Source organism: Halosimplex carlsbadense 2-9-1, from assembly GCF_000337455.1.
Taxonomy (GTDB): domain Archaea; phylum Halobacteriota; class Halobacteria; order Halobacteriales; family Haloarculaceae; genus Halosimplex; species Halosimplex carlsbadense.
On the sequence record NZ_AOIU01000032.1, the window covers coordinates 45984 to 53315 of the forward strand.

The 7332-nt window shown below is 64.1% G+C and carries 11 protein-coding genes and 1 pseudogene; 6 read left to right on the plus strand and 6 right to left on the minus strand.

Going from position 1 to position 7332, the window contains the following annotated elements:
• Positions 1-4: 4 nt before the first annotated feature.
• Positions 5-583, minus strand: a complete 579-nt coding sequence (locus C475_RS23175) for a hypothetical protein (RefSeq protein WP_152436422.1) — start codon at positions 581-583, stop codon at positions 5-7.
• Between the two features lie 109 nt (positions 584-692).
• On the opposite strand from C475_RS23175, the gene C475_RS14045 reads away from it, so the two are divergent.
• Complete coding sequence (locus C475_RS14045; protein WP_006884513.1) at positions 693-2156, plus strand: RtcB family protein; 1464 nt, start codon at positions 693-695, stop codon at positions 2154-2156.
• 13 nt (positions 2157-2169) lie between these two features.
• Here the strand turns inward: C475_RS14045 and C475_RS14050 are convergent, their stop codons facing one another.
• A complete protein-coding gene (locus tag C475_RS14050; RefSeq protein ID WP_006884514.1) occupies positions 2170-2658 on the minus strand; it encodes a type IV pilin N-terminal domain-containing protein in 489 nt (162 codons plus the stop codon).
• Positions 2659-2833: 175 nt separating this feature from the next.
• Between C475_RS14050 and C475_RS14055 the strand changes: the two genes are divergently transcribed.
• Positions 2834-3685: a translation initiation factor eIF-2B gene (locus tag C475_RS14055; RefSeq protein ID WP_006884515.1), complete on the plus strand. Its 852-nt coding sequence runs from the start codon at positions 2834-2836 to the stop codon at positions 3683-3685.
• Positions 3686-3705: 20 nt separating this feature from the next.
• Here C475_RS14055 and C475_RS22390 read toward each other — a convergent pair.
• Positions 3706-3816, minus strand: a pseudogene (locus C475_RS22390) (IS6 family transposase); the annotation flags it as partial.
• A gap of 140 nt (positions 3817-3956) precedes the next feature.
• On the opposite strand from C475_RS22390, the gene C475_RS23180 reads away from it, so the two are divergent.
• Positions 3957-4550, plus strand: coding sequence for a twin-arginine translocation signal domain-containing protein (locus tag C475_RS23180; protein ID WP_152436423.1), 594 nt, complete (start codon positions 3957-3959; stop codon positions 4548-4550).
• A 48-nt stretch (positions 4551-4598) separates the two neighbouring features.
• Positions 4599-4793 (plus strand): FxLYD domain-containing protein, encoded by a 195-nt coding sequence (locus C475_RS25335; protein ID WP_394295280.1) that lies wholly within the window; start codon positions 4599-4601, stop codon positions 4791-4793.
• Positions 4794-4901: 108 nt separating this feature from the next.
• On the opposite strand, the gene C475_RS25340 is transcribed toward C475_RS25335, so the two are convergent.
• A complete protein-coding gene (locus C475_RS25340; RefSeq protein ID WP_082223323.1) occupies positions 4902-5174 on the minus strand; it encodes an HNH endonuclease in 273 nt (90 codons plus the stop codon).
• A complete protein-coding gene (locus C475_RS22405; RefSeq protein ID WP_082223324.1) occupies positions 5161-5796 on the minus strand; it encodes an IS6 family transposase in 636 nt (211 codons plus the stop codon). Before C475_RS22405 ends, C475_RS25340 begins: the two co-directional genes overlap by 14 nt.
• A gap of 113 nt (positions 5797-5909) precedes the next feature.
• Here C475_RS22405 and C475_RS14070 point away from each other — a divergent pair, with 113 nt between their 5' ends.
• The gene (locus tag C475_RS14070; RefSeq protein WP_006884518.1) at positions 5910-6146 is read left to right on the plus strand and encodes a hypothetical protein; all 237 of its coding nucleotides are present in this window, start codon (positions 5910-5912) and stop codon (positions 6144-6146) included.
• Positions 6147-6166: 20 nt separating this feature from the next.
• On the opposite strand, the gene C475_RS14075 is transcribed toward C475_RS14070, so the two are convergent.
• Positions 6167-6913, minus strand: coding sequence for a proteasome assembly chaperone family protein (locus C475_RS14075; RefSeq protein WP_006884519.1), 747 nt, complete (start codon positions 6911-6913; stop codon positions 6167-6169).
• A gap of 189 nt (positions 6914-7102) precedes the next feature.
• Here C475_RS14075 and C475_RS14080 point away from each other — a divergent pair.
• On the plus strand, positions 7103-7332 hold a 230-nt coding region (locus tag C475_RS14080), incomplete at its 3' end, for a hypothetical protein (RefSeq protein ID WP_006884520.1).

The following is a 7332-nucleotide window of genomic DNA, read 5'->3' on the forward strand; positions in this document are numbered from 1 at the left end:
GTCGTCACCGAAGGCCGAACACGGCGAGACACGTTATCCAGTCGTCACCGTCCGGGTTTGGGACATTGATTCCCGCAGCGTACGCTCCCGAATGAAGCGCGGCCGACTCGTCGATGTACCCAACGACTGTTTCGACAGTCCACGTCTCCGAGTTACCAGCTGCGACCGTTAGCTCCCCGCCACCCGAACTCTCCTGTTCGATCTCAGACCAGCCGGACGCGCTCTTTCTCCAGACCGACCACGAATACGGGTTGAACGTAAGATCGGCCCCTGATGCATTCGTGAACGTCAGTTCGAGTGAATCCGGGGTCTCACCGACAGTCGGCGTTGGAAGAAGGTACACCGAGGCAGCGTCAGCTTCAACCGTCTGCGAACACACCGTCGCGTCGTCATCGCCGGATGGTGGGCACTTGACGCTCGCAATCTCTTCCACCGATACCGGCGCTATCGGTGAGTTTGTGGATTGCTCTGAGCCGAAGGAAGCACAGCCACTTAGGAGCACAATTCCTGTGCCTGTCGAACAGAGAACTGCCCGCCGGGACCAAGGGCGAGTCATGACTCCAGCTTTGTTGATGACTGGCATATGTTTTCGGGACAGCGTGGCTGAACTTACTGTTACGCTTGCACGCGAACCGAACACCGTCTCACGGAACAGCGAAACCGCTTTCGGCGCGCCGGGCGGACGTTCGCGTATGACTACTTACGACGCCGACGGCATCACCCTGGAGAAGGTCAGGGACTACGTCTGGGAAATCCCACGAGAGGGCGACATGAACGTCCCGGCGCGCGTGCTCGCCAGCGAAGACTTGCTCGACGAGATCAGCGACGACAAGACGCTCCAGCAGCTCAAGAACGCGACCCATCTGCCGGGCGTCCGCAAGTACGCCGTCTGCATGCCCGACGGCCACCAGGGCTACGGCTTCCCGGTCGGGGGCGTCGCCGGGATCGATGCGGAGAACGGCTGTATTTCGCCCGGGGCAGTGGGCTACGATATCAATTGCGGCGTCAGAATGATGACAACTAATCTGACCTACGACGACCTCCGGGGCCGCGAGGAGGAACTCGTCGACGCGCTGTTCGCGAACGTTCCGTCGGGGCTGGGCGGCGGCGGCGTCTACGAGGGGTCGATCGACGACGTGGAGGCCATCCTCGACCGCGGCATGGAGTGGGCGCTGGAGGAGGGGGTCGCCGTCCCCGAAGATCTGGAGCACTGCGAAGACGAGGGCGTCCGTCACGATTCGGACCCGAGCACGGTCTCGCAGAAGGCCAAGGACCGCGGGAAGAACCAGATCGGCAGCCTCGGCAGCGGCAACCACTTCCTCGAAGTCCAGCGGGTGACGGATATCTATCGCGAGGACGTGGCCGCCGACTTCGGCCTCGAATCCGACCAGGTCGTCGTCCTCATCCACTGCGGCTCCCGGGGGCTGGGCCACCAGGTCTGTACGGACTACCTGCGTGAGATCGAACAGGCCCACTCGGGGCTGCTCTCACAGCTGCCGGACAAGGAGCTGGCCGCCGCACCCGCGGGCTCGCAGCTGGCGGAGGACTACTACGGCGCGATGTGTGCGGCCATCAACTTCGCGTGGGTGAACCGTCAGCTGATCATGCACCGCACTCGCGAGGTCTTCGAGACGGTGTTTGACCGCTCGTGGGAGGAGATGGAGATGGACCTGCTGTACGACGTGGCCCACAACATCGCGAAGAAGGAGACTCACGAGGTGGAGGGGGGCGAGGACCGAGAGGTGTACGTCCACCGGAAGGGCGCGACGCGGGCGTTCCCCGCCGGGCGGCCGGAGGTGCCGCCCGCGTATCGGGACGTGGGCCAGCCAATCTTGCTCCCGGGGAGCATGGGCGCTGGGAGTTACGTCCTGCGCGGGGGCGAGCAGTCGCTGACGGAGACGTTCGGCTCGACGGCCCACGGCGCGGGGCGGCTGATGAGCCGGACGCAGGCCAAACAGGAGTTCTGGGGGGGCGACGTGCAGGACGACCTGCGCGAGGGCGAGCAGATCTACGTCAAGGCCCAGAGCGGCGCGACGGTCGCCGAAGAGGCGCCGGGCGTCTACAAGGACGTCGACGAGGTCGTCCGGGTCTCGGACGCGCTGGGTATCGGCGACCGCGTCGCGCGGACGTTCCCGGTCTGTAACATCAAAGGATAGCCGGAGCGGGCGGTCAGACGGTTCCGGTCCAGCGGTCGAGGACCGTCTCGTTGCCGCCCGGCGGCACGTGAACGATGGAGATGTTCGCTCCGGACGTGACCTCTCGGCCGTACGCGTTCTGGTCGCTCAGTTGCACGGTCGCACCGGGAGCCACGGTCCCGTTGGGGTCGGTACCGGCGAGTTCGTACCACCGCACGTCGGTTCCCTGCCCCCGGAAGGTGAGGTTCGAGGCCGTGAAGTTGTCCCCGCGGTCATACGTGGTGATGAGGACCGACGCGTCGTCGATGTACCGGAACGAGAAGTTCGCGTTCTGTCCGGGACCGTCCGCGGTCGTACCGACGAGCACGTACAGCCCGACCGATCCCGTCACGATCAGGGTGATCCCGACCAGGATCGCGACGCCGGCGAACTCCGAGACGCCGCGGTCGCTCTCGCCCCGACCGCCGGGACGGTCGCTCGCCGCGCGGTCGGTCCGCTTTCCTCTCCCGTCGCCACCCGCCATGTGTTCGTCGTAGCGCGGGCCGACACTAAACCAGCTTCGGCGGGAGTATCAGAATCGATAGGACGAGGGCGCGCCGGCGACCGAACGGGGCGGGCATCCGGGAGCGAGGCGCCCGTCCTGCCGGGCGTGATCGGCAGGGGGAAAGCCTTTGAGCGCGAGCGGCGACGGTCCTAGCATGATAGACGAGACGGTCGAGGAGATCGCGGACATGCAGACGCACAGTTCGTCCGTCGTCGCGGTGAAGGCGGCCGAGGCGCTGCTCGCGCTCACCGAGCGGGAGTATCCGACCGTCGAGGAGTACGTCCGGACGCTCGAACGCAACAGCCACGCGCTCAGGCGGGCAAACCCCTCTCACGCTTCCCTGCAGACGACCCAGCGGGAGATCCTCTCGACCGTCGAAGAGGCCGACGCCGACTCCGTCGACGCGGCCAAAGACCGGACCCACGACGCCGTCGAGTCGGTCGCCGAGCGCGTCGAGTCCGCCAAGGAGCGAGCGGCCGAACGCGCCGTCGGGTACATCGAAGACGGGACGACGCTGCTGACCCACGACTACTCCTCGACCGTCCTCGAAGCCATCGAGCGGACCGTCGCCGCGGGCGCCGAACTGGAAGTGTACTGCACCGAGGCCCGACCGCGCTACCTGGGTCGGAAGATGGTGCGGACGCTGGCCGACCTCGACGGCGTCGACGCGCACCTGATCGTCGACGGCGCGGCCGGCCACTTCCTCCCGGATATCGACCAGTTCGTCGTCGGGATGGACTGCATCGTCGAGGACACGCTGTACAACCGCATCGGCACCTACCCGCTGGCCGCGACCGCACACGACTCGGACGTGCCCGTCCGCGTCGTCGGCGCCGAGGCGAAGGTCGTCACCGGCGGGTTCGCCTTCGAGAACGAACACCGCTCGGTCAGCGAAGTGATCCGCGAGCCCGCCGACGGGTTCACCGTCGAGAACCCCGCCTACGACGCGACGCCGACGCGCCTGCTCGACGCCGCCATCACCGACGAGCAGGTCCACGAGTTCTGAGGCCGGCCGATCGGTCGTGTTTAGTTAGTGGCATTGTGCCAGCGAGCGAAGGCTTGAAGCCATGATTCGGCTGTTTCTGGTTCGGCATGGCTGAAACAGTTCGAGAACGACGACGTTCGACGTTTGAGTTCCAGCGGTGGTCCAGAGCAGAGATGCCCACCAGCCGAGGAGCACGAATTTACCTAGGTAAGATAATCAACGGGGGTGGATCTGATGGATCCGGTCCGTCTCTGGGGAGTACTTCTATGTACCCAGACACAATCCCCAGACTATGAACAGACGACAGTTCCTCGCAGCGGTGCCAGCAAGTCTCTTACTGGCCGGTTGCGGGAATGACGGTTCGGGCACGAGCGGCGACGGAGGCGGCGGCGATAACTCGACACCGACGCCCGGGCCGGCAGATCAGTCGGGCGGTGAGACTCCCTCTCCAACGCCGGAGCCAACCCCGACCGACTCGCCGACGCCGGAGCCAACCCCGACCGACTCGCCGACGCCGAATCCGACCCCGACCAACTCGCCGACACCGATTGACACAGGTACCCCCGAACCCGCGCAGTTCGAGGTCGTCGAGTGGCTCGTCCCTGACTCAGTCAAGGTCGACGAAATGCACAGCTACGGGCTTAAGATCCGAAACACCGGTGGACAGGCCGGTACCTTCGTAGGGGAACTGGAAGTCAGCAGGAAACAATTGGACGAGTGGCGGGAGTCGGCGACACTGAATATCGGCCCGCTCGAACCAGGCGAAACAGGCACCGAGGAGAGACCGTTCGCCTATTCAGAGCCGATGACCGTCCAGTTCCGCCTCACTGACTTTGATGCTCAGACCACCTACGAGGTCGTGCGCCCCACGATGGAGTCTCCGTAACTAACGACGAACTCCTGGCGAGCGAGCAGCAGGTCCTCATCCGAGGCGATATCCAGAACAACCGCGCTTGACTACATCGAGGTGATCGCCCAGGCATGGAACGATACCGGCGCTATCATTGGGACTGTGTGGACGAACTTCACCGAGATCTCCGCAGGAGGAAGCGTCTCGTTCGAGCAAGAGTCGATAACAAACGGTCGAAACGGCGCGGTCAGCGACTACAGCGTGGTACTGACTACGTAGATTCCGGCTGTGTCTTCGGCACTTTGCAGGTATCTGTTAGCGGGTCTTCGGTCTCCTCGGCTAACCCACAGGCTTGGTCGTGGACACCTCGAACGCGTTCCCGTTCGGTTAGCCATCTGGTTCTACGTTGGCGTGACAAGCACGACACAGCGTCACGAGATTTTCTAATATATGAGCGGTGCTCTCGTAATCAAATGCACGGACTGGCTGAATGTGATGGACATCTAATCCTCTTCCGTGTTTTTCGCGGTGCTCTTCTTGCCCCATCCCGCAGTGTTGGTATTGGTAAAAATCCCGTTTCCATGCCTTCTTCCGATACCGATGCCACTTTGCGCCGTAATATTCAGGCGTGTTTGATAGGTCGTGTTTAGTTAGTGGCATTGTGCCAGCGTGCGAAGGTTTGCAGCCATGATTCGGCGGTTTTCGGTTCAACGTGACTGAAGGAGTTTGAGAACGACGACGTTCGACGCTTCAGTTCTCGAAAGATCCGCTCGATAGCGTTGCGATTTCCGTGGCGACGCATCTGAAATCGGAGTCCAGCTCGTTGCAGTGCGGTTTGGAGGTGTTTCGCGCCGTCGACGAGAAAGACGGCGGTTTCAACATCGTGTTTGTGCCGCAGTTCGCGGGGGAAAATCTCGGTGAGAGCTGTCGTAGTCGTTGCAAAGAGCTGGAGGTGAAGCAGGTTGTTTGTTTCGGGGTCTGCAGCGGCGTACAGCCAGAATTGCTGATCGTTGATCCGAATCACTGTTTCGTCGAGCGCGATTTGATTCGGCGATCGGCCAGATTCAGGCTGTAGATCGGCTTTCTGGACCCAATCGTGGACCGCTTTGGGACTCCGTTCGACACCCAGGGCTTCGAGTAGATCGGTGGTATTCGACAGCGACAATCCCGCAACGTGCGATTGAACACCTTGCGCCATCGCGGGCTTGGGTGTCCGCTCGCGCTCCACAAAATCCAAATCTATCCAGTCTCTATGACCGCTGAGGCGGGCAATTTCTGCCATGAATCAGCAAGAAATTCGCCTGCCCCACTTTTCACGCGTAACTAAACACGACCGGCCGATCGGGGCCAACGCATTAGTATCTGGTAGCTGAACGGTGCGTGGAGACAAGTTCGATGGGAATTCTGGATTCGTTCGGAGCGCTCGTTGGGAGTATCGTCGCGTCACTCGTACTGCTGGTGTTCGCCATCTTCAGCTTCTTCGTCACGGTGTTCATCGTCGACGTGGGGGCGGGACTGGCGGGGTACTCGCCGAGCGGCGACTTCGTCGCGCTCTCGGCGGCCATCCTGGCCGCGGGGGCTATCGTCGCCGGCGCGTCGCCGCTGGCCGGCACTGGCGGCGACACCGAGTAACCGCGGCCGACGGCGACCGGTTACATATACATGCGGTCTTCCGGCTGTTGCTCCTCGCGGGCCAATTCGACGCGTTCGGCCAGATCCTGGTAGTGGCGCTGGACCTCGGAGGCGAACGACTCCATGGGGCCGGTGTCGACGCCCAGGCCGTACACGTCGTCGACCGTCTCGACGAGGCGGAGGGCCGCCTCCGCGTCGGGTGCCTGCGCGTGTGCCGGAGTGGCGAAGACACAGGCTCCCAGCGGCGAGTCGATCCCGCGGGCCAGGACGCTCGCCTTGACGCCGTCGGTGAACCCGGTCGCCATCGGCGGCACGTCGGCGTCGTCGAGCCGCGCCTGCCGGTAGTCCTCGGTAGCGACGTAGAACGTGCGGTGGTCCGTCTCGGCGTGGGGCATCTGGACGCCCGAGCAGACGACCGTCTCAGAGATATCCGCGTCTTCGGTCCACGAGAGCAGGGCGTCGCTGAACGACCGCGCTGCGGTGGTCGGGACGAACAGCTCGCTCACGAGTACGACGACCGGGACCGACTCCCCGGAGAACAGCCGGACCGGGTGGCGCGGCGTTCCCTGGTCGAACGGTGTGATCGTCGGTAGGTCGGGCGCGGTCACGTGCCCCACCGGTTCGAGACCCAGCTGTTCGACCAGGTAGTCCACCGCTGTCAGGCCAGCGAGCCCGAACTCCGAGAATCCAGCCACCAGCGCTTCGCCCGTGGTGTCGCCCGTCTCGTGGATCTCGAACGTCGCGTCCGTCGCCGACTGTGGGTCCATAGGGGCGCTACGACCACGAACCACAAAGCGGTTGCCCGGCCTCGACGGGGGTGTCGCCGGCCGATCGGGTCGAACACCTCGCCTCGACGCACGACCGGCGGTCCGTGGCTCGCCGTCGACCCGCGGGGACCCCGTCGCTCGAACTGCCTGTGACACAACCCTTTTGCCGGGTGGGACGGACACCTCGGCATGGTCCAGTGGGTGCGGGCGCTCTCGATCGCGGTCGGACAGGCGGCCACGCCGACCGAGGGGACCGGGACGCCCGGCGGCGACGCGACCGCGACGCCCGGCAGCGATGCGACGGACTACTCGTGGCTCCCCGACGGTGTGCGGAGCGTCCTCGACGCCACACCCCTCCCCGTGATCCACCTCGCCCAGTCGCTGGTCGTCATCGCGCTCGCCTACTTCGTCTCACAGTT